This is a genomic window from Luteimonas sp. MC1895 (genome assembly GCF_016457215.1).
In the GTDB taxonomy this organism is placed as follows: Bacteria; Pseudomonadota; Gammaproteobacteria; order Xanthomonadales; family Xanthomonadaceae; genus Luteimonas.
The window spans coordinates 173366-192932 of the sequence record NZ_JAEMDY010000002.1 but is presented as its reverse complement, the minus strand read 5'-3'; the positions used below and the strand labels follow the sequence as shown (position 1 = coordinate 192932).

Below are 19567 nucleotides of genomic sequence, written 5' to 3'. Positions count from 1 at the left end.
AATGTAATAAGTTATATGCAAAATACCAGCGTGGGGCCCGAACCGAGGAAGCACTGTGCCCGTCACGTTCCACAAGACATTGCGCCAGCTAAGGAATACCCGCGAACTGAGGGCGGAGACGTTGGACCTGGCGGCGAGGTTGGCTGCCAATCAGGCCAAGGGGCGGATGACCGTGGTCGACCCGGTGATCGGCGTTACCACCGTCCAGGAAGAGTGGGACCGCCTGCTGCCGGCCATCGCGTCGGGCGTGCGCGCCCGGATGACCCTCAGCATCGAACAGGGGCCCGAGGATTCCATCGGGAAGCGGGCCGGCTACCGCATCGAGTCGGGCATCCTGCCGCTGGATCGACCGAACTACCGTTTCGAGGTGCTGCGCCTCCTGTTGGGCGCCAATCTGGAAGACGATGGGCCGCAGCCGATCAAGGGCCTGATGGACAAGATCGGCGCCTCGCAAACGCCCATCCGTGAAGCGCTGGCCAAACTGAAACAAGCGGGCGTGGCGCACTCGTGGGGCCGCGGTATCGAAGTGGCTGCCGAGGACGTTTCCGCCGAACTCCTGGCAAAGATCCGCGCCCTGCCGCAAACGCTGCGGTTCCGCTTCGAGCGTGGCGCCCAGCTCAAGCCTCCGGCCATGCTGCTGAAGCGCGCTCTGTCCCTGCTGGGGCCATCGTCGCCCTCGGGATGGGAAAATCTGGCCCTGTCGGGTACCCCGGTTGCGCAGGCAGATGTCCCGGAACTCGACCTGATGGGCATGCCCCGCCTTGACCTGGTGGCCCATGTCCCACGCGACGCGAAGGTGTTCGACTCTCGGCTGCTGCGCTTGCTCGACGATGGTCTTGAGCTGGAGCCCAGCGTCCTGGTGCCGGCGCCTGTCGTTGTCACCCTGGTGCGGGCTGATACCCCGTTCGTGCGCGATGCCGGCCTGAATCAGGCACGCTGCGCTTATGGGATGGACGTGTTCCTGTCCCTGCTCGATATGGGGCTGCGCGAGCAGGCTCTGCAGTACGCCAGGGCGCTGCGCCGGTGAACCAGTACCTGGAGCTGGATGCCAGCAGCCTGCTGAAGCGGGTGGCCGAACAGGTTCCGCCCGCCCTGCGCGCCAATGTGGTGGTCATCGGCAGTATCGCCACGGCGTGGGCGTTCCGGGATATCTCAGGTACCCATTCCGTCGCCACCAAGGACATCGACCTGCTGCTGCGTCCCGCCATTGATGCAGTCGCGACGGCAGAAACGCTGGGGCAAGAACTGTTCGACAACGGCTGGACACCGCAGTTCACGCACGGGCGGGAACCCGGCAATGCCGACACGCCGCACGACGATCTGCCAGCGCTGCGCCTGAGTCCACCGGAGAGCAACGACGGTTGGTTTGTCGAGCTTCTGGCCGAGCCTCCGCAAGACCAAGCGACGCGCAAGCATTGGCGTCGCTTCCAGACGGAGCTGGGAGTGTTCGGCCTGCCGAGCTTCCGCTACATGCGCGTTGCCGTGCATGGCGCCCAGGAAACCGGGTTCGGTCTGCGCGTGGCGACACCAGCGCGCATGGCGTTGGCGCATCTGCTGGAGCATGCCGACCCGGACAGGACGCCGATCTCGAACTTGCCAGGTGGTCCGCCGCGATTCACCAAGGACGTGGGCCGTGCGATTTCGCTGTGGTGGCTGGCGAGAAAACAGTCGCCCGCCGCCGGTGAGGCTTGGCAGCGCGAGTGGAACGAGACACTGACAGTCTTGTATCCCGACAGCTCCGCCGAGATGAAGGCTGCCGTCCCGAGCGGCCTGACCAGCATCGCCGATTACCTGCGTGATGCCCACGCGATTGCCCTCAACGGTGTTCTTGCACCACATGGGACCACCCTCGACGCGTATCGCCGCGCCTATGCCAGCCTGCTGCAACTGATCGATCAACTTTGACCCATCGCGGCCTTCCGTCGCGAACAAGAGAAGCGAACCGCAATGACTGACATCAACCCTAGACAACCAGACCTGCGTCTTGGGTTCGAGCGAGTGCTATGGCCCGTCTGATTCCCGGCGATGTCCTCGCGAGCAGTCTCTCCAACCCGGCTGAACTACCGACCCTCCAGGCCCTCGGCGAAGGACTCCCCGCTGATTGGGTCGTTGTCCACGGGTGTCACTGGACCCTCCCGACCCGCCGCCGCCTCATGCAGGGCGAAATCGACTTTGTCGTCATTTCACCGGCCGGCGCAGTCGTACTGATCGAGCAGAAGAACGGCTCGGTCGAGTACGAAGGCGGGGAGCTGAGCAAGGCGTACGGCGGCCAGACCAAGTCGGTCAGCAAGCAGATGGCGCGCAATCGCGAGAGCTTCCTGCGCAAGCTGCAGCGCGGTCGCGTCCCGCCGCTGACGGGCTGCATCAGCGTGGGCTACTTCCCTGACGTGCGCATCAAGGATGTGCAGGACATTGCGCTGGACGACTGCTGCCTGGTCGACCAGGGGCGTGCCGATCGATTGCCACGTGTCATCGAGGAACTGATTGGCGGCGGGGAGCCAGAACCAGGGAAGGTCGCCGCAATCGTCTCCTTCCTCGAGGGCACCCTGGACCTGGTGCCCAGCCTGCACGGCCATCGCACCCTGGCCGACCGCATGCGCATCCAGTTGTCCGGGCCCATGCGCGTGGTCCTGGAGAATCTCGAGATGCAGCCGATGCGCCTGCGCATCGAGGCCTGTGCCGGCTCGGGAAAGTCGGAACTCCTGCGGGTGCTCGCCCGTCGGTCCGTGGCCGCTGGCAGGCGCACCTTGCTGACCTGCTTCAATCGGCCACTGGCGGACCTGCATCGGGACGGTTTGCCCGGGGCCACGGTGGAAACCTGGTTTGCCCTGCGCCGCAACCTGGCCGAGGCCCTGGGTATCGAGTTGAAGTTCCCGGAAAAGGCCGATTGGGTGTTCTGGAGACAGCTCGAGGAGGAGACGACGGAGGCACTTGAGAGGCTTGGATGGCCCGCAGAGTTCCTCTACGACAGCATCTTCGTGGATGAAGGTCAGGATCTTGCGGACGAAGACATCGACCAGCTGCTCAAGCTGCTGGCGCCCGACGGTGACTTTGTATGGGTGGGCGACCCGGCGCAGGACCTGATGGAACGCGCTGCCGGGCGTCACCGCGGCCATGCCGTGCTGCGGGTGCTGGACAACTACCGCACGCCGACGCGCCTGGCTGCCGAGTTGGCCGATGTGGCGCCAAGCGGCGTCCGCTTCCTCAACCCGGCGGAAGGCTCCGGGCTTGAGGTCCGCCAGCTGCACGGTGGCGAGCAGGACCTGATGGAAGCGTTGGAGCGGGAGATCGCCCAACTGCTGCGGAAGGGGCTGGACCTGTCGGACCTGATGGTCATCGGCATGCAGGGCACCAGCGGCCTCAAGCCCCTGGGTGACTCCATCGGTCCCTACTCACTCCGGCGCTTTACGGGTGGCTATACGCTCGACGGCGAGCAGGCCATGACGTCGGGATCCCTGCTGGCCGAGAGCGTGTCGCGCGCGAAGGGAAAGCAGTGCGCGCATGCGCTGGTGCTGGGCGGCAACGCTTCGAGCATGGGCGAGCCGGAATGGCGCCGTGCCCTGTATGTGGCGCTGACCCGGGCGACCGTGGGCGCCACGCTGTTTGTCGACATGAGCCGCTGAGGCGCTCGAAATGTCCCGTCATGCGCACCAGTCGCAGCTGGTGCGACGCCCCGGTTGCATGATGTGCGTCTGCCGCGGCACGCCCCATTCCATCTTCCCGCCAGTCGCGAAAATAGTCCTTGCGTACCAGCAACGTTGCAGTTAGAGTGCGCGCCGCAAATTCACCACCGCCGGTTTAAAGCAATAACTTCCAGGGCGGTCCCAAATCCTGGTAAAGCATTCGTCCTTCGGCACGGATGGGAGGCAAGTCCTTCCACTCCTCGCACGAAGCGTTGATCTGAGCATCCACCTGATCCTGCCGGCATGTCTGCCGGACCAACACCGATCCGATCCCGTACTCGACAGCCTGCTGTCGTCGACGCCACGTCGCGCCTGTCAGCGCCGTGGCCTCTGCGTGGCCTCACCTCAAATCAACTTTTCGCCTGGAGGATTGACCATGGTTGCTTCCGTCGCTGCGTCGCGTTCCGCTTCCCCCCGCCGTTCCAGCAACCCGACCGCGCTGCTGCGCCGGGGCTTCCTCGGGTCCCATGCCTGCGCCCAGGCTTTGGTTGCCCACGGCGTGTCGGCCCAGTCCCGCCGTGTGTATCCCACGGTGTTGGTGACCTACACCGCCGTCAACGTGCAGCTGCGTGAGGCTGTGGAAGTGGCCATGTTCCATCCGACGCTGGAGACGCTGCGCGATGCGTTTGCAGCAGCCGAAGCCGTGCTCGCCGCGGCCAAGCGCGCCACGCGTTCGATGGTGGCGGCGCGTTCGGTAAACCTGGCGGCCTGGTCGCTGGCCATGGCCGGGCTGCGCGCAGGCATCGAGGAGCTCGAGGAGGGCCTGGAGGTCATCACCCTGCTGCCGCCGTCGGCGCCGGACTATCCCGAGGAGGACTGAAAGCCCGGCGCGTGGTGTCCATTTCTGATGGGGGATAGGGAATGACGTTTGAAGAGCTGATGACCGCCCAGGCGGTGCACGATGTGCAGACCAGGTTGCCCTCTGTCGAGGTCAGGCGCTGGGTGGTGCGTGCCCTCGCAGCCACGCTGCGCGTGGCGGTGGCGGGTGGCGAAGCGGAGAACGTGCTGACGTTGCGTGCCTGCCGGTCCCTGTTGCAGCGCTTTGTCGGCATCGGCGGCGATGACGACGCCGGGGACATCGATGTTGGCAGGGCGTTGGCCGCCTGCGATGCGCAGTCGCGGCGGCTCGATGAGGAGCTGCGTGCGCTCGGCGCCCCCGACACTGAGGTGCTTGCCGATGGGCTTGCCAAGGCGCTGCGGTTCACCGCCGCCGAGCGCGCGCTGGTGTCGCTGGGCCTGCACGCCAATGTCTATCCGGAACTGCAGCGCGCCATCGACCTGGTCGGTGAAGTGGATGACGACGGCGCGGCGAAGCTGTTTGCACTGATGCTGGACCTGGAAGAGCGCGAGGTGCTCTCGGCGTTCCGCCGCGACAATCCGCTGCGTCGCACCAATGGCTTCGAACTGCGCCACACCTGCAGCCGGCCCTTCATGTTCATCCGCTTCAACCCGTCGGTGGTCGCGGTGTTGCGTGGGCCTGAAGCCACGGTTGAGGCCATTCTCGGCCAGTTCTTCCGCCCGGCGCCGCCGGCGCGGCTGAAGCTCGAGGATTTTGACCACGCCGCCAGCGACGTCGTATTGCTGAAACGCTATCTGTCCCAGGTGTTCGCGTCTAACCGCCTGGGGGCCAATGTTCTGTTGCACGGTGCCCCGGGAACGGGCAAGACCGAACTGGTGCGCGCGCTGGCCAGCGCGCTGGACGCCCAGCTGATGGAGGTGCCGGCGGTCGACGGGGACAGGGACCCGCTGTCCCCCATGCACAGGCTCACCAGTTACAGCGCCTGCCAGGAAGTGCTGCGCCACCAGCCACGCACGATGATGCTGTTCGATGAGGTCGAGGATGTGTTCCCGGACGACGGTGACGATGCGTTTCCGGGACGTCGCCGCGGTTCGCCACGGGACCGCAACAAGGGCTGGGTGACGGGCGTGCTCGAGGACAACGCGCGGCCGACGTTCTGGGTGAGCAATTCGGTGCGCCAGATCGACCCCGCCTATCTGCGCCGCTTCGACATGGTCATCGAGCTGGCCACGCCCACCCGTGCGGGGCGGGGCAGGTTGATTGCCCAACTGTTCGCCGACCTGCCGCTGTCGGAACGCGTGCTGCACAGGCTTGGCGGCGAGTCGGCCCTGACGCCCGGCCATTTGGAGCGCCTGGCGGCGGTGTTGCGCACCTTGGCGCCGGTCGACGAGGTGGACGGCGCGGCCTTGCTGCAGTCGCTGGTGCTGCAGACGATGAAAGCGCTGGACGCGAACCCGCAGGCAGGCTTGCGCGACAGCGCCATGCCGTATCGCGCCGATTGCGTGAATGCCGACGTGGACCTGAGGAGCCTGGCCCTGGGCCTGGCGGGCCAGCCTTCGGCGCGGTTGTGCCTGCATGGGCCGTCGGGCACCGGCAAGACGGAGTGGGCGCGGCAACTGGCCGCCGCGCTGGGACGGCCACTGCACGTCAAGCGCATCTCGGAGCTGAAGGGGATGTACGTCGGGCAGACCGAGCAGCTGATTGCCGCCGCCTTCCGCGACGCCGAGGCCGCTGGCGCGGCGCTGCTGATTGACGAGGCGGACAGCCTGCTCGGCAACCGCGAGCGTGCGTCACAGCAGTGGGAGGTGAGCATGGTCAACGAGATGCTTACCTGCATGGAGCGATTCGAGGGTGTGTTCATGGCCACGACCAATCGCATCGATGCCATGGACGCAGCCAGCGCGCGCCGGTTCGACTTCAAGGTGGGCTTTGATTACCTGGCCCCCGCGCAGGTGCGCGTGCTGTTCGCCGACCTGTTGCAGGCACTCGACGTGCAGGTGCCCATGCAGCTGCCTCTGAGCCTGGATGCGCTCAAGGTGTTGACCCCGGGCGACTTTGTGAACGTGTACCGGCAGGCGCGGCTGCTGCCGGAATCCCGGGAACCGGGGCGTCTGCGGGCCATGCTCGAGCGCGAGCAGTCTGGCAAGGCAGCGCATCTGCCGACCCGACGCATTGGCTTCCTGTGACTCCAACCAAGGGGCATACCATGCAAATCCAGTCTGAGATTCCCACCATTGTTGCGGAACGTTCTCCGCTCGAGTACTTCCATGGCCTGTATATCAAGGACGCTGCCGCGTTTGGCGGTGCCACGGCTTTCTGCTGGTTTATCGATGATGCGGAAGCGATCGCCCATTTGCGCGACCGCCTGGCGTTGGTCTACCTGGATTCGGAAGGCGAGGCAGACGAAGTCCAAGCAGTGGCGAAGGCCATCAGCACGGCATTGAATGGGGTGAACGCGCTCAAGGCCATCGACCTCGATTCCGTCAATGCAACTCTGGTCGGCCTGTGCGAACTCGTCTGGGCTGGTTCGCTGGACGACCTGCGGCGCGGTAATGAACCCTTCGAGCGCGACCTCCAAGACGACTACTACCAGAACGTGTTCGGCGATGAGCGGGGCATGGGAGATTCCGAATGGGACGACTTTGCCCATCACCTGACCCACTACAACGGATGACCACCATGCAACGGAACGTGGCCTGCAACTGCCTTCTTGTCGGGGCGCTCTTGCTCGTGTCCGGCAGTCCGGTGATGGCCGCCAGTGCGAAGGTGGACCAGCCTTCGGTCCTGTCCAACCCGACGGACAATCCGCACCTGCAAGTCGGCATGCAGGCAATCGCCTCGGGGCTGAGGATCTTTACGGTGTCCGTTGATGTCGGCCAGGAATCGGACTTGCCGCAGCGCATCAATCACGTGCACTTGGGCATGTCGCTCAGTGGCTGGAAATTCATTGCCCAAGACGTCCTGACCCACCAAGGGAGCAGTTCGACCGTGCTGCTGACCTACGGGCGGCGCGTGCCATGACATGCAGAGAATCAGATGGTGTTGAACTTGAAACCATGACGGGAGAGGAACAATGGCAAGCTGGGAAGTGACGATGGGTGGCAAGGGCGGCGGCACGGCGACGTTCAAGGTGGTGGTGCACGCGGGTACGCCTGACCAGGCACGACGCGCGGCCGAGGCACAGAACCCGGAGTACAGCGCGCAAGCCGTGCGCCGGCTGTACTAGCGTGATATCGGCCAGATGCCCTGGAGGGGACATGTATCGATTGGATATTGATGGTGATCTACCCCTGGCAGATCTGGTGGAGACGCGAATGCGCGCGCTGGGCCTGACGAAGGCGCAGCTGGCGGGGCGAATGGGGTACGCCTCGACCGTCGCCAAGGGCGTGCGCCGCATCGAGGCCTTGCTGGCCGGCGACCTCAAGCAATCACGAGAGCTGGCCGACAAGCTGGCTGCGGGGCTGGATGTGGACGAGGCTTCCGTCCTGGGAGCCATCGACGACAGCCGTTACGTTCAATGGGCGCGTGATGACCGCGCCTATCGGCAGTCCTTCCAGCCGCATGTGGTCTGGGCCACCACCTCCTCCATCCCGAGCCCGATTGTGGTCGCAGGGTTGGTGAATGCGAGGAGTCGCCTGTTCTGGTACCCGGATCCGGACAGTGCCGAAACCATCCTCCGGCAAGCTGTGGCGGCCATGCCGGAAGGCGTGGTGTGTTACGGGCGAGTGGTGGGCTTCTGCATCAACTACAGCCCCGATCACGCGGTGCGGTTTGACCGCGAGGCGGTCTCGCTCGAAACCCTGGCCCACGCGGTCCGGCTTGGATTCAGTCGCGCGTTGCTGGGTGGTCGTCCACTCGCGCCGAAGGATCTCTAGAAGGCCGGGACGTCGAGCAAGGGCGTGAGCTCATCCCGCCCCCGCAACCCGGTCCGCCACCGGCGGGGTATTTCCGAAAACCCATACCGTGCCCCCGCCACCCCGCCCGCAATCGCCGCGGTGGTATCGGTGTCATTGCCGAACGCCACCGCCCGGCGCACGCAGCTTTCAAAATCATCCGTCCCGATGACCGCCGCCCGCGCCGACCACAGCGAATCAACAACGTAGCCGGTGCCGTTGCACCGCCTGCCATGCACGGGGTCGAGCACCAGCTCGACTTCTGGCGGCGGCATCCCCAGTAGCGCTGCCAACCCGCGAAGCGTGGCCACCGCGTCGTCCCACGCATCATCCACGCCCGCAAGCGTGCGCCGCACCCACAGGCAGTACAGCGCACAGGCGATCTGCGAGCGGGCGTGTCCATGCGTGGGCAGTGACTGCCGCATCGCCAGACGGCAGAGGTCGACGTCAGGTCCCGTGTGCCACAGCGCGATCGGCAACACCCGCATCAAGGAGCCATTGCCGTTGTCACGCTCGCCGGCAGGTCCCGCCGACTCGGGCGGGACGCCCGCGCCCAGCCGGTCTAGCGCACGGCTGGTCTGGATGCCGATGTCGAAGACATCGCCATCGATGGCGCAGTAGCCCTCGTCGCGCCAGCGCAACAGACCTTCGGCGAAATCATCGAGGTCCAGCCTGCCGCATTCGAGCAGGCTGCGCGCGAGCACCAGTGTCTGTGCGCCATCGTCACTCCAGGTGCCGGGTGCGACACGCGGATGGGCCCGTCTGAAGTCCGGTGGCGGTTCGAAGTCAATCAGCTCGACTGGCGGCAAGTCGCGCGGCGAGTGGAACTCATAGGGGACGCCCAGCGCATCACCTACGAGAAGGCCTACAAGGCCGCCGGCGACGCGATCCCGATGATGTAGGGGTCGAGATGCAAGTCTCATTATTCCTCCAGGCAGGTCATGATCGGGGCACACCGTCGGGACTGCCGCGAGGGCCGAGTTTGCTGAATGGGATCCAAGCCCTGCCAGCTTCTTCGCATGGCCACCACGCGGCCACATGCATTGTGCGTCCCACGGCGCACCAAGGCGCCCGGAACAGGAGACCACATGAATACCACCGCCAAGACCCTCATCGCCTTCGGCTTCGCCGCCGCCCTCGCCGCCTGCAGCAACACCGACCAGGCCGCCAACTCCGCCCAGGAAGCCGCCGAGTCGGCGACCGAAGCCCATGAAGCGGCGGCCAACGCCTCCGCCACGGGTGACATGGCGGCGACCTCGTCGGCCCAGGCGGCCGCCGAAGCGGCTGACGCCGCGGCCGATGCTGCTTCGCAGATCGCGGGCCAGGTCGACACCGGTGACGAGCTGACCCGTCGCGACGACCTCGCCGACGCCGCCGAGAAGGCTGCCGACGCGGCCGAGCAGGCCCAGGACGCCGCCGAGGAGGCCAACGCGGCCGCCGACGGCGAGAACAACACCGACGGCATGTAATCCGTCGAAATCGCGAGCCGTGCGGCGGGTTTCCGCCGCACGATCGGATCGCGTGGTCGTGGCCAGTCACTCGTCGTCTGGTCGCGGCCGCGCGATTTTTTTTAGCGTTTCAACACTGTCGGCCGCGGGCGCCGGGGCATGACTACAATCTGCACCCGCGGGCCTATAGCTCAATGGTCAGAGCAGAGGACTCATAATCCTTTGGTTCCAGGTTCGAGTCCTGGTGGGCCCACCAACCGCACGCCGCGACCCCGACGGGCGCTCCCCGGTCCCGCGGTGGCACAATGGCGCTCTTTTCCGGCGCCTGCGCCGCACTGACCCGGGAGTCCCATGACGCGTCCTTCCTCCCTCGATCGCGAGCAACTGCTGGCCTGTGGCCGCGGCGAAATGTTCGGCGAAGGCAATGCCCGCCTGCCGGCCCCGCCGATGCTGATGATGGACCGCATCTCGCACATCTCCAGCGAGGGCGGCGCCTACGGCAAGGGCGTGATCCGGGCCGAGCTCGACATCAGTCCCGACCTCTGGTTCTTCGACTGCCACTTCCTCGGCGACCCGGTGATGCCCGGCTGCCTGGGCCTTGACGCGATGTTCCAGCTCGCCGGGTTCTACTTGCCCTGGCTGGGCGAGCCGGGCCGTGGTCGCGCGCTGGGTTGCGGGGAGCTGAAGTTCTCCGGCCAGGTGCTGCCGACGGCCAGGCAGGTCGGCTACGAGATCGACATCAAGCGCGTGATGCGCGGCAAGGTCCCGCTGGTGATCGCCGACGGTCGCACCTTCGTCGACGGCAACGAGATCTACTTCGTCAGCAGCATGCGCGTGGGCCTTTTCCGGAACCTCGAGGACAACTGATGCGCCGGGTAGTCGTGACAGGCATGGGCATCGTGTCCTGCCTTGGAAACAAGCTCGACGACGTCTCGCGCGCGCTGCGCGAGGGTCGCAGTGGAATCACCGCGGTGCCGGAATACGCGGAGCTCGGCCTGCGCAGCCAGGTCGCCGGCGTCCCGGCGATCGACCTCGAGGCCGAGATCGACCGCAAGCGCAAGCGCTTCATGGGCGATGCCGCGGCCTACGCGTGGGTCGCGATGCGCGATGCCATCGACCATGCCGGCCTCGCGCTGGACCAGGTCAGGCATCCGCGCGTGGGGGTGATCGCGGGATCGGGCGGCGGCTCGGCCGAGTGGCAGGTGGCAACCGCCGACCTGCTGCGCGACAAGGGCGTGCGCAAGGTCGGTCCCTACATGGTCCCGCGCACGATGTGCTCGACGGTCTCGGCCACGCTGGCGACGGCTTTCGGCATCCTCGGCCTCAGCTATTCCATTTCCGCCGCCTGCGCGACGTCGGCGCACTGCATCGGCGCGGCCGCGGACCTGATCCGCCACGGCGCGCAGGACGTGGTGTTCGCCGGCGGCGGCGAGGAGGAGCACTGGGCGATGAGCGTGATGTTCGATGCGATGGGCGCGTTGTCGTCCGGCTGGAACGACACGCCTGCGGTCGCCTCGCGTCCCTATGACGCCGGCCGCGACGGCTTCGTCATCGCCGGCGGCGGCGGCATGCTGGTACTCGAGGACTACGAGCACGCCAAGGCCCGTGGCGCCACGATCCACGCCGAGCTCGTCGGCTATGGCGTCACCTCCGACGGCGCCGACATGGTCGCGCCGAGCGGCGAGGGCGCGGTGCGCTGCATGCAGAACGCGCTGGCGACGGTGAAGACGCCCGTCGACTACCTGAACACCCATGGCACCTCGACGCCGCTGGGCGACATCGTCGAGCTGGAAGCGGTGCGCGCGGCGTTCGGCGACGCGGTGCCGCCGCTGTCGTCGACCAAGGCGCTGACCGGGCACTCGCTCGGCGCGGCCAGCGTGCACGAGGCGATCTACAGCCTGCTGATGATGCGCGACGGCTTCATCGCCGGCTCCGCGCACATCGACGATCTGGACCCGCGCGCGGAAGGTTTTCCGATCGTGCGCGAGAGCCGCGAGGCGAAGCTGGACACGGTGATGTCGAACAGCTTCGGCTTCGGCGGCACCAACGCCAGCCTGGTGTTCGCGCGCGTCTGACGCGCGCGTCGGGGCGGCTGCGCCCCGGCGCTGCGGCGTGGGTCGCTGCGGCGCGCACGGCGCTGCGGCACGGCGCGTCCGGGATCCATCGTTCCATGGCCGCGCACCCGCGGCCTTCGGCGTCGACGTAGATTGGATGCATCCCCCGCTGGAGCATCCGGACCCCTCCCATGAGCAGCCTGTTCAACCACTACGACCTTGCGGGCCTGGCGCTGCGCAACCGCATCGTCATGGCGCCGATGACGCGCTCCCGCGCGGTGACCACCGTGCCCGACGCGCTGACCGCGACCTACTACGCGCAGCGCGCCAGTGCGGGGCTGATCGTCACCGAGGGCGCGCAGGTGTCGGAGCAGGCGCGCGGGTACCTGTTCACGCCGGGCCTGCATTCCCGGGCCCAGGTCGCGGGCTGGAAATCCGTCACCGATGCCGTGCGTGCGAAGGGCGGCGCGGTGTTCGCCCAGCTCTGGCACGTGGGTCGCCTGTCGCACGTGTCGCTGCAGCCGGGCGAACGCGCCCCGGTGGCGCCGGTGGCCAAGGCCGCGGCCGGCGTCCAGGCCTTTGGCTACCGCGAGGACGGAACCCCCGGGCAGATGCCCGCCAGCACGCCCAGGGCGCTCGGCGCGGGTGAGATCCCGGGCATCACCGCGGACTTCGTCGCCGCGGCGCGCAACGCGGTCGACGCCGGCTTCGACGGCATCGAGATCCATGGCGCCAACGGCTACCTGTTCGAGCAGTTCATCAACGGCGGGCTCAATACGCGCGACGACGCCTACGGCGGCTCGATCGCCAACCGCCTGCGCTTCGTGCTCGAGACCGTGGACGCGGTGGTGGCGGCGATCGGCAGCCAGCGGGTCGGTATCCGCCTGTCGCCCTTCAACCGCATCTTCGACATGCCCGCCTTCGAGGACGAGGCCGATACCTGGATGGAGCTGGCGCACGAGCTCGCGGGGCGCGGCCTGGCCTATGTCCACCTGAGCAACCGCGAGGCGATCCTGGCGGCAGCGGGTGAACGCTTCATCCGTGAGTTTCGCGCCGCGCATGGCGGGACGCTGATCCTCGCCGGCAACTACACGCGTGCCACGGCGGAGTCCGACCTCGCTGCCGGTCTCGCCGACCTGGTCGCGTTCGGTCGGCCCTTCATCGCCAACCCCGACCTGGTGGAGCGCCTGCGCAATGGCTGGCCGCTGGCGGACGCCGATGGCGCCACCTTCTATGGCGGGAACGCGACCGGCTACACCGACTATCCGGCCTATAGCGAAGAGGTCGCGTCCGCCTGAGGGAGGTCGCGTGGTCAGGCCATGGCGCGGGGCGCCGTGCCATGGGATGGCTCCGCCGCCTGCGTGTGGGTCTGTGCAGGTATGTCCATGCCCCTTCCCGAGACCCCGTGCTCTGGCCGCCTGCTGCGCACAAGGGCGTCCTCGACGGGTGGGCCCAAGGCGTCTGCCATCGGCATCCACGCGCGACGCTGCGCGGGGTCGTCCAGCCGGCCCTGGACCAGGAACACGCGTGCCTCGTTCCCGCCCGGGCAGGCGCCGCCCACCAGCACGTGGTCCACACTTGAAAGGTGGTGCTCGACCGCCAGTCGGAGCAGCGCACCGGCGACCCGCTCGCGGTCGCAGTCCGACAGGCCAGGTCGCGCATCCAGCTGGCCCAGCCGGCCCCTGATCCGGTCCAGCAGACCCCGGTGCGCCGGCGACAGGGCTGGAGGGAGTTCGTCAGCCGCCGGCGGTGGCAGCGCGCGGCGGCCCGGCGTGAGGTCGAGTGCCGTCCGCCAGGTCGGCGCGTCGACGTCGCCGGAGGCCGGCAGGCCGTGGTCCTGCTGGAACCGCAGCACGGCGCCCTGCATCGACAGGCGATACACCCCGTCCACGGCGATGGGCGTGTCCCCGGCACCGCGGTAGCCGGCGGCGACCAGTGCACGCTGCACCGCTTCCACCCGCTCCCCGGACTCGCCCACCCGCTGCACGCCGTCGTCGACGAACGCGCGCGGCTCGACGCCGGCGCGATGCGCCGCCTGCACCGCGAGTCGACCTTCGACGAGGTCGAGCATGTAGTGCTCGAACTGCTGGTAGTAGCGGGTGTCGATCTCGATGTGCACGTGCTTGCCGGCCGATGCAACAAGGCCGATGTTGTTCTGCGTGCCCAGCGACTGGCCGTAGGCCACCGTGTCACCGGGCTGGACCGCGATCGGGCCGAGATGCCGGATCCGGGCGACGGGCGGGCCATCGGCGGTTTCGTGGATGTCGACCACGCCGTTGGCGGCATCGACCCGGCCGATGACGCCGGCCAGCGGCGAGGGCACGTCCACGCGCCGCGTGTCGCGTGCGGACATGTCGTCGAGGATGAAGTCCTTGATCAGCAGGACCTGGTCCGGTTGGAGGCTGCGGTACTTGTCGACGCGGCGGTCCAGGACTTCCTGGAACTCCCCGCCCACGACGGCATAGGAGCGCGTCAGCACGTTCTCCGCGCCCCTCGGCACCCCGTCCTCCAGCACGGCACTGAAGTTCCGCTTGGGATGATGCGTGTGGAGGCTGTCCAGGTCGGACACCGGTCCGTTCGCGACGGCCGTTGCGGGGGGCGCGCGACCGGATTGTGTAACCCGGTAGGCGCTCGGATTTTCCTGGGGCATTGGACGTTCCTTGTCGTGCCGTTGCTACCTGCAGCGTCTGTACGTGTACGCGCGCTCTCCGTTGGTGATCGTCAGCGCATCGCCCCGCAGGACATAGATGTCGGCCTCGCCCTGGATCTCTTCGGGGGCGATGTCGGAGATCGTCACCACGCGCCAGGCCATCGGCGACTCCGCGATCGGCTTGATCGACCGCACCGTGTCGTTGTTCTCGTACCCGTGCAGCACGGCCGGGGTGATCTGGATGCGCATGTCGCTGTCCGACGGGCCATCGTCGACGCAGGCCAATGGGTAGGCGTCCCAGACCCCCAGCATTTCCGCGGGAAACCGCGGCTGACCCGGGGCAGGGTCTGCGGCCGAGGCGAGCAAGGGCGTCGACAGCAGCAGGGTGATCGCGAGCCGTGGGCAGATACGCATGACGTCCTCCATGACATTCAATCGTCCGCCGAGCCTAGCACCGCCACGGCCGCGCGCAGAAGTGGGTGTTCGCCGCGGATCGCCACCCGCTTCGGCGACCGCGGGATCGGTGCGATAGTCGTCGTCCGCGACCGAGCGCCGGAGAGCCGCCATGATCGAACTCGTCATCCCGCAGCGCCGCCGTGACCTTGGCGCGTTCGAGGTCGGCCGCGTGCTGCCGTTCGGGAAGCGGCGCATGGTCGGGCCCTACATCTTCTTCGACCGTATGGGGCCGAAGGCGATCGCGCCGGGCCTGCCGCTGGAGGCGGACGTGCGTCCGCATCCGCACATCGGCCTGTCGACGATCACCTACCTGTTCCACGGCGAGATCATGCATCGCGACAGCCTCGCCTCCGAGCAGGCGATCCGCCCGGGCGAGGTCAACTGGATGACCGCGGGGCGCGGCATCACGCACTCGGAACGCTTCGAGGCGCTGCGCGCGCATGGCGGGCCGCTCGACGGGATCCAGGCCTGGGTGGCGCTGCCCGACGGGCGCGAGGAGATCGATCCGGGGTTCTGGCACTACGGCAGCGAGGCGCTGCCGGTGTTCGACGGCGACGGCATCGTGGGCCGGCTGATCGCGGGGCGGCTGGCAGGGGTCGAGTCACCGGTGAAGGTCGATTCGCCGCAGTTCTACGTCCACTGGCAGCTGCGCGCCGGGTCGCGTGCGTCCCTGCCGGCGGAGTACAGCGAGCGGGCGGTCTACGTGGCCGATGGCAGCGTGGAGGTGGATGGCCAGCGCATTGAGGCCGGCAGCATGGCCGTGCTCGCGCCCGGTCGCGCGGCCACGGTGGCCGCACTCGGGGACGCGGTGGTCATGCCGCTCGGTGGCGAGCCGGTCGGGCCGCGTCACATCGACTGGAACTTCGTCTCGTCCTCGAAGGAGCGCATCGCGCAGGCCCGCGCCGACTGGGCCGCGGGGCGCATGAAGCTGCCGGACCTGGACGACGGCGAGTTCATTCCGCTGCCGCCAGCCCTCGGCGCGGCGCCGGAGCCGATGTCCTGAGCCATGCCGCCGGTCCCATCGCGGGACGCGGCCGGCGGCTGCCTGGTCAGGGGGCCGGCCGGAACGTCACCTTCGTCGAGATCGCGACGTCGTCCGGGATGATCGAGACATCGCCCCAGTCGCCGGCCCCGACGCCGAAGTCCAGGCGCTTCACCGTCGCCCGCCCCTGCAGCACCGGATTGGCGCCGGGCGTCCAGGTGAAGGCCAGCGCCACCGGCTTCTTCACTCCGCGCAGTTCCAGCGTGCCGTTGGCGACGTAGCGGTTGTCGCCCAGGCTGCGGAAGCCGCTCGCGGTGTAGCGGGCGGTGGCGAACCGCGCGACGTTGAAGAAGTCGGCGGTCCCGAGGGTGCTGTCGCGGTCGCCGTTCTTCGTGTCGGCGGTCGTGAGCGGGATGGTGACGTCGAGCTTCGCGGCCTGCGGCGCCGCGGGATCGAAGCTCAGCGAGGTGCTGAAGCCGGGGAACAGGCCGACGAAGGTCTCGCCCTGGTATTCACTGGCGAAGCTCAGCGCGCCCGATGCCTGGACGTAGTCGGCGGCCATGGCGGGCGTGGCGAAAGCGGCGAGGCCGGCGGCCAGCGCCAGCGGAAAGGTACGGTTGCGAATGCCCATGTCAGTTCTCCGGGTTGGGGGCGTGGGCACGGCGCGCGGGGAGCATGCGGCGCAGCGTGTCGTCGCCCTGGAACAGGTGGTGGTAGAAGGCGGCGCCGGCATGCGCCAGCACCAGGAGCAGCAGCAGCCAGAAGCCGTATTCGTGCACGGCGATCGCGGTCGCGGCCAGCTCCTCGCTGCGCCCGGCGATCGCCGGCAGGTTGAACTGCTTGAACCACTGCAGCGGATAGCCGGACGCCGAGTTGAACACCCAGCCGCTGACCGGGATCGCGAACAGCAGCGCGTACATCGCCCAGTGGGTGGTCGAGGCGATGCGCGCCTGCCACGTCGGCGTGCCGGCAACCGGTGCCGGGGCGCCGGCGAACAGGCGCCAGGTCAGGCGCAGCGCGACCAGCGCCAGCAGGGTCAGCCCCAGCGACTTGTGCAGCGCGTAGGCATTGATCTTCGCCGGCGTGGGCGGCATGTCGACCATCGTGAGGCCCAGCCAGGCCATCCAGCCGATCAGGCCCACGATCGCCCAGTGCAGCAGCATGCTGATGGGGCCCCAGCGATCGGAAGGGTTGCGCAGTTGCATGGCGTGGCTCCGTCTTGAGGGTGGGATTATCCGAGACGCGGCAGGTCGAAGACGAGGATCTCGGCGCCGTCGCCGCGCTCGATGTCCACGCGCGGCTCGTCGGCGTACAGCAGGGCGTCGCCGGCGGACAGGCTCCTGCCGTTGACCATGGCCTGGCCGCGCGCCATGTGCACATAGGCGAGGCGGCCGGGGCCGATGTCCAGCGCCGCGGCTTCGTCGCCGTCGAACAGGCCTGCGTACATGCGCGCATCCTGCTGCAGGCGCACCGAACCGTCATCGCCACCGGGACTCGCGACCAGGCGCAGGCGCCCGCGCTTGTCGGCTTCGGGATACGCCTTCTGCTCGTAGCCGGGCTGGATGCCCATCGTGTCCGGGATGATCCAGATCTGCAGGAAATGCGTGGTCCGGTCGGCTTCGTGGTTGTACTCGGAATGGGTGACGCCGCTGCCGGCGCTCATGCGCTGCACGTCGCCCGGCACGATGCTGGCGGCGTTGCCCATCGAGTCCTTGTGCGCCAGGCTGCCCTCGAGCACGTAGCTGATGATCTCCATGTCCCGATGGCTGTGGGCACCGAAGCCCTGGCCGGCCTGCACGCGGTCTTCGTTGATGACACGCAAGGGCCCCCAATGCATGTGGGCGGGATCGCGATAGTCGGCGAAGGAGAAGCTGTGCCAGGACTCGAGCCAGCCGTGGCTGGCGTGGCCGCGTTCGCTGGCGGGGCGCAGGGTGATCATGGAATGGCTCCGGTAACTGGGCGGGGATGCCGCGGTGGAGCCAGTCTGATTGTGCTAGCTTTCGGGATAAACAAGCATGAAAGGACATCATTGTTCTATAAATGCCGCTAAAGATAGTTTCAGCAGGTGAATTCCGCAGTAGATGCACCAATCCGCTGTTGTTCTGAAAATGTGACCATTCGTTCCAAAAGAGGTGTATGCAAAGTCAATAATGGAACGATACCCTGTGCTCCTGGTCGGCGCGGCCTGTCCCGCCGGCCTCCCAGCATTCACCACCCATGCCTACCTTCCGGAGTTCCGATGAACATCAACCGCCTGTCCCGCGGCGTCCTCGCCGCCGCCCTCCTCACCGCTTCGGCCTACGCCCTGGCCGCGCCGGTCACCTACACCATGGACCCGGCCCATACCGACGTGATCGCGCAGTGGAGCCACTTCGGTTTCTCCAACCCGATCGCGCACTTCGGCCAGGTCGAGGGCACGATCACCTATGACCCGGACAACGTCGCCGCCTCGAAGGTCGAAGTCATGATGCCGCTCGCCGGGCTGTCCTCCCACGTCAAGGCGTTCGACGAGCACCTGCGCAGTGCCGATTTCTTCGACGCGGAGAAGTTCCCGCAGGCGACCTTCAAGAGCACCTCGGTCGAAGCCGTGGGCGAGGGCAAGCTCAAGGTCACCGGCGACCTGACGATCAAGGACATCACCAGGCCGGTGGTGCTCGACGCCACGATCAACAAGGTCGGCAGCAACCCGATGACCCAGCAGCCGGCCGCCGGCTTCGACGCCGTGGCCACCATCAAGCGCACGGAGTTCGGCCTGGGCATGTACGCGCCGAACGTCAGCGACGAGGTCCAGCTGCGCATCACCACCGAGGCTTCGGTCCCCAAGCAGGACAAGTAAGCCCCCCAGCGCGCGCGAAACCGGCGCGCCCCCGAAGGCCGCCGCACGGGATGCGGCGGCCTTCCGCCGTCCGCGCCGTGGACGTCGACCCGGTGCCTCGCGGACCTCGGGTCAGTCCGTGGCGTCCAGGTGGGACGGGTCGCGCGCGACCGCCCGCAGCGCCAGGTCGACGGCCGCCAGGCCATCGCGTTCCAGGTCGATGTGCCCGGGATCCAGCAGGAACATGCGCAGGGCCCCCGAGATCACGAAGTGCAGGGTGCGCGCGCAACTCTCGGCGGCCATGCCCTCGCGCAGCTGGCCGAGCACCTCGGCGCGCGCGAACGCGGCGGAAATCCGCGCGTGCGTCTGCCGCATGCCGCTCTGCCGCAGGCGGCTGATCATGTCGCCCTTGGCGGCAACCTCGCAGCGCAGTTCGATCACCTCCAACGCGTTGCGCACGCGCTCCACCTTGCTCAGGTCGGCGAACGAGGTGTGCAGCAGCTCGCGCAGGTCGCGGAGCGGCGTGGTGCCGTCGGCACGCGACACGCGCTCCAGGCCATGGAAGAAGGGCACGCTGACCCGGTTGACCATGGCCTCCAGCACTTCGTCCTTGTTCTTGAAGTGCCAATAGACCGCGCCGCGGGTCACGCCGGCACGGGCGGCGATGGCCTCCAGGCTGGTGCGCGACAGGCCGTGCTCCAGGAAGCAGTCCTCCGCCGCGTCGAGGATGTCCTCGCGCGTTTCCTGTGCGTCTTCTTTCGTCCTGCGCGCCATCTCAGTGTTCCAG

22 protein-coding genes and 1 tRNA gene are annotated in these 19567 nt (G+C 67.7%); 16 read left to right on the top strand and 7 right to left on the bottom strand.

All coding sequences use genetic code 11. The annotated features are described in order from the left end of the window. The first annotated feature begins 55 nt into the window (after positions 1 to 55). From JG616_RS13785 to JG616_RS06545, 9 genes are all read left to right on the top strand, one after another. Positions 56 to 1027, top strand: coding sequence for a GntR family transcriptional regulator (locus JG616_RS13785; protein ID WP_199392071.1), 972 nt, complete (start codon positions 56 to 58; stop codon positions 1025 to 1027). Continuing rightward, positions 1024 to 1905, top strand: coding sequence for a hypothetical protein (locus JG616_RS06580; protein WP_199392070.1), 882 nt, complete (start codon positions 1024 to 1026; stop codon positions 1903 to 1905). Before JG616_RS13785 ends, JG616_RS06580 begins: the two co-directional genes overlap by 4 nt. A gap of 98 nt (positions 1906 to 2003) precedes the next feature. Beyond that, the gene (locus JG616_RS06575; RefSeq protein ID WP_199392069.1) at positions 2004 to 3623 is read left to right on the top strand and encodes a nuclease-related domain-containing DEAD/DEAH box helicase; all 1620 of its coding nucleotides are present in this window, start codon (positions 2004 to 2006) and stop codon (positions 3621 to 3623) included. A 598-nt stretch (positions 3624 to 4221) separates the two neighbouring features. Beyond that, the gene (locus JG616_RS06570) at positions 4222 to 4503 is read left to right on the top strand and encodes a hypothetical protein (protein ID WP_199392068.1); all 282 of its coding nucleotides are present in this window, start codon (positions 4222 to 4224) and stop codon (positions 4501 to 4503) included. 41 nt (positions 4504 to 4544) lie between these two features. After that, the gene (locus tag JG616_RS06565) at positions 4545 to 6668 is read left to right on the top strand and encodes an AAA family ATPase (protein ID WP_199392067.1); all 2124 of its coding nucleotides are present in this window, start codon (positions 4545 to 4547) and stop codon (positions 6666 to 6668) included. A 20-nt stretch (positions 6669 to 6688) separates the two neighbouring features. Next, complete coding sequence (locus tag JG616_RS06560; protein ID WP_199392066.1) at positions 6689 to 7156, top strand: hypothetical protein; 468 nt, start codon at positions 6689 to 6691, stop codon at positions 7154 to 7156. Further along, the gene (locus tag JG616_RS06555; protein WP_199392065.1) at positions 7153 to 7503 is read left to right on the top strand and encodes a hypothetical protein; all 351 of its coding nucleotides are present in this window, start codon (positions 7153 to 7155) and stop codon (positions 7501 to 7503) included. The genes JG616_RS06560 and JG616_RS06555 overlap by 4 nt, the downstream gene beginning before the upstream one ends. 52 nt (positions 7504 to 7555) lie before the next feature. Continuing rightward, complete coding sequence (locus JG616_RS06550) at positions 7556 to 7708, top strand: hypothetical protein (RefSeq protein ID WP_199392064.1); 153 nt, start codon at positions 7556 to 7558, stop codon at positions 7706 to 7708. Between the two features lie 31 nt (positions 7709 to 7739). Then, positions 7740 to 8357, top strand: coding sequence for a hypothetical protein (locus tag JG616_RS06545; RefSeq protein WP_199392063.1), 618 nt, complete (start codon positions 7740 to 7742; stop codon positions 8355 to 8357). On the opposite strand, the gene JG616_RS06540 is transcribed toward JG616_RS06545, so the two are convergent. Beyond that, the gene (locus JG616_RS06540) at positions 8354 to 9298 is read right to left on the bottom strand and encodes an ADP-ribosylglycohydrolase family protein (protein WP_199392062.1); all 945 of its coding nucleotides are present in this window, start codon (positions 9296 to 9298) and stop codon (positions 8354 to 8356) included. The genes JG616_RS06545 and JG616_RS06540 overlap by 4 nt on opposite strands. Positions 9299 to 9463: 165 nt before the next feature. Between JG616_RS06540 and JG616_RS06535 the strand changes: the two genes are divergently transcribed. The 5 genes from JG616_RS06535 (at position 9464) to JG616_RS06515 (ending at position 13175) form a co-directional block, all read left to right on the top strand. Beyond that, the gene (locus JG616_RS06535; protein ID WP_199392061.1) at positions 9464 to 9844 is read left to right on the top strand and encodes a hypothetical protein; all 381 of its coding nucleotides are present in this window, start codon (positions 9464 to 9466) and stop codon (positions 9842 to 9844) included. A gap of 159 nt (positions 9845 to 10003) precedes the next feature. Then, a tRNA-Ile gene (locus JG616_RS06530) sits at positions 10004 to 10079 on the top strand. Positions 10080 to 10174: 95 nt separating this feature from the next. Further along, positions 10175 to 10690, top strand: a complete 516-nt coding sequence (fabA, locus tag JG616_RS06525; RefSeq protein ID WP_199362424.1) for a 3-hydroxyacyl-[acyl-carrier-protein] dehydratase FabA — start codon at positions 10175 to 10177, stop codon at positions 10688 to 10690. Further along, positions 10690 to 11898, top strand: a complete 1209-nt coding sequence (gene fabB / locus JG616_RS06520; RefSeq protein WP_199362423.1) for a beta-ketoacyl-ACP synthase I — start codon at positions 10690 to 10692, stop codon at positions 11896 to 11898. Before fabA ends, fabB begins: the two co-directional genes overlap by 1 nt. A 170-nt stretch (positions 11899 to 12068) precedes the next feature. After that, the gene (locus JG616_RS06515) at positions 12069 to 13175 is read left to right on the top strand and encodes an alkene reductase (RefSeq protein ID WP_199392060.1); all 1107 of its coding nucleotides are present in this window, start codon (positions 12069 to 12071) and stop codon (positions 13173 to 13175) included. A gap of 14 nt (positions 13176 to 13189) precedes the next feature. Here the strand turns inward: JG616_RS06515 and JG616_RS06510 are convergent, their stop codons facing one another. Further along, complete coding sequence (locus JG616_RS06510; RefSeq protein ID WP_199392059.1) at positions 13190 to 14446, bottom strand: XVIPCD domain-containing protein; 1257 nt, start codon at positions 14444 to 14446, stop codon at positions 13190 to 13192. 105 nt (positions 14447 to 14551) lie between these two features. Continuing rightward, positions 14552 to 15109, bottom strand: coding sequence for a hypothetical protein (locus JG616_RS06505; protein ID WP_199392058.1), 558 nt, complete (start codon positions 15107 to 15109; stop codon positions 14552 to 14554). Here JG616_RS06505 and JG616_RS06500 point away from each other — a divergent pair. Further along, entirely contained in the window at positions 15093 to 15986 is an 894-nt protein-coding gene (locus JG616_RS06500; protein WP_199392057.1) for a pirin family protein, read from the top strand. The two genes, JG616_RS06505 and JG616_RS06500, sit on opposite strands and share 17 nt — an antisense overlap. Positions 15987 to 16032: 46 nt before the next feature. Here the strand turns inward: JG616_RS06500 and JG616_RS06495 are convergent, their stop codons facing one another. Genes JG616_RS06495 through JG616_RS06485 form a run of 3 tightly spaced genes read right to left on the bottom strand, consistent with a single transcriptional unit; the run spans position 16033 to position 17904 of the window. After that, complete coding sequence (locus tag JG616_RS06495) at positions 16033 to 16596, bottom strand: YceI family protein (RefSeq protein WP_199392056.1); 564 nt, start codon at positions 16594 to 16596, stop codon at positions 16033 to 16035. Between the two features lies 1 nt (position 16597). Beyond that, positions 16598 to 17170, bottom strand: coding sequence for a cytochrome b (locus JG616_RS06490; protein WP_199362417.1), 573 nt, complete (start codon positions 17168 to 17170; stop codon positions 16598 to 16600). Positions 17171 to 17196: 26 nt separating this feature from the next. Then, positions 17197 to 17904 carry a pirin family protein gene (locus JG616_RS06485; protein WP_199362416.1) on the bottom strand — a complete coding sequence of 236 codons (708 nt, stop codon included), beginning with the start codon at positions 17902 to 17904 and terminating at the stop codon, positions 17197 to 17199. A gap of 300 nt (positions 17905 to 18204) precedes the next feature. On the opposite strand from JG616_RS06485, the gene JG616_RS06480 reads away from it, so the two are divergent. Next, positions 18205 to 18801, top strand: coding sequence for a YceI family protein (locus JG616_RS06480; RefSeq protein ID WP_199392055.1), 597 nt, complete (start codon positions 18205 to 18207; stop codon positions 18799 to 18801). A gap of 111 nt (positions 18802 to 18912) precedes the next feature. Here the strand turns inward: JG616_RS06480 and JG616_RS06475 are convergent, their stop codons facing one another. After that, entirely contained in the window at positions 18913 to 19554 is a 642-nt protein-coding gene (locus JG616_RS06475; RefSeq protein ID WP_199362414.1) for a TetR family transcriptional regulator, read from the bottom strand. Between the last annotated feature and the right edge of the window lie 13 nt (positions 19555 to 19567).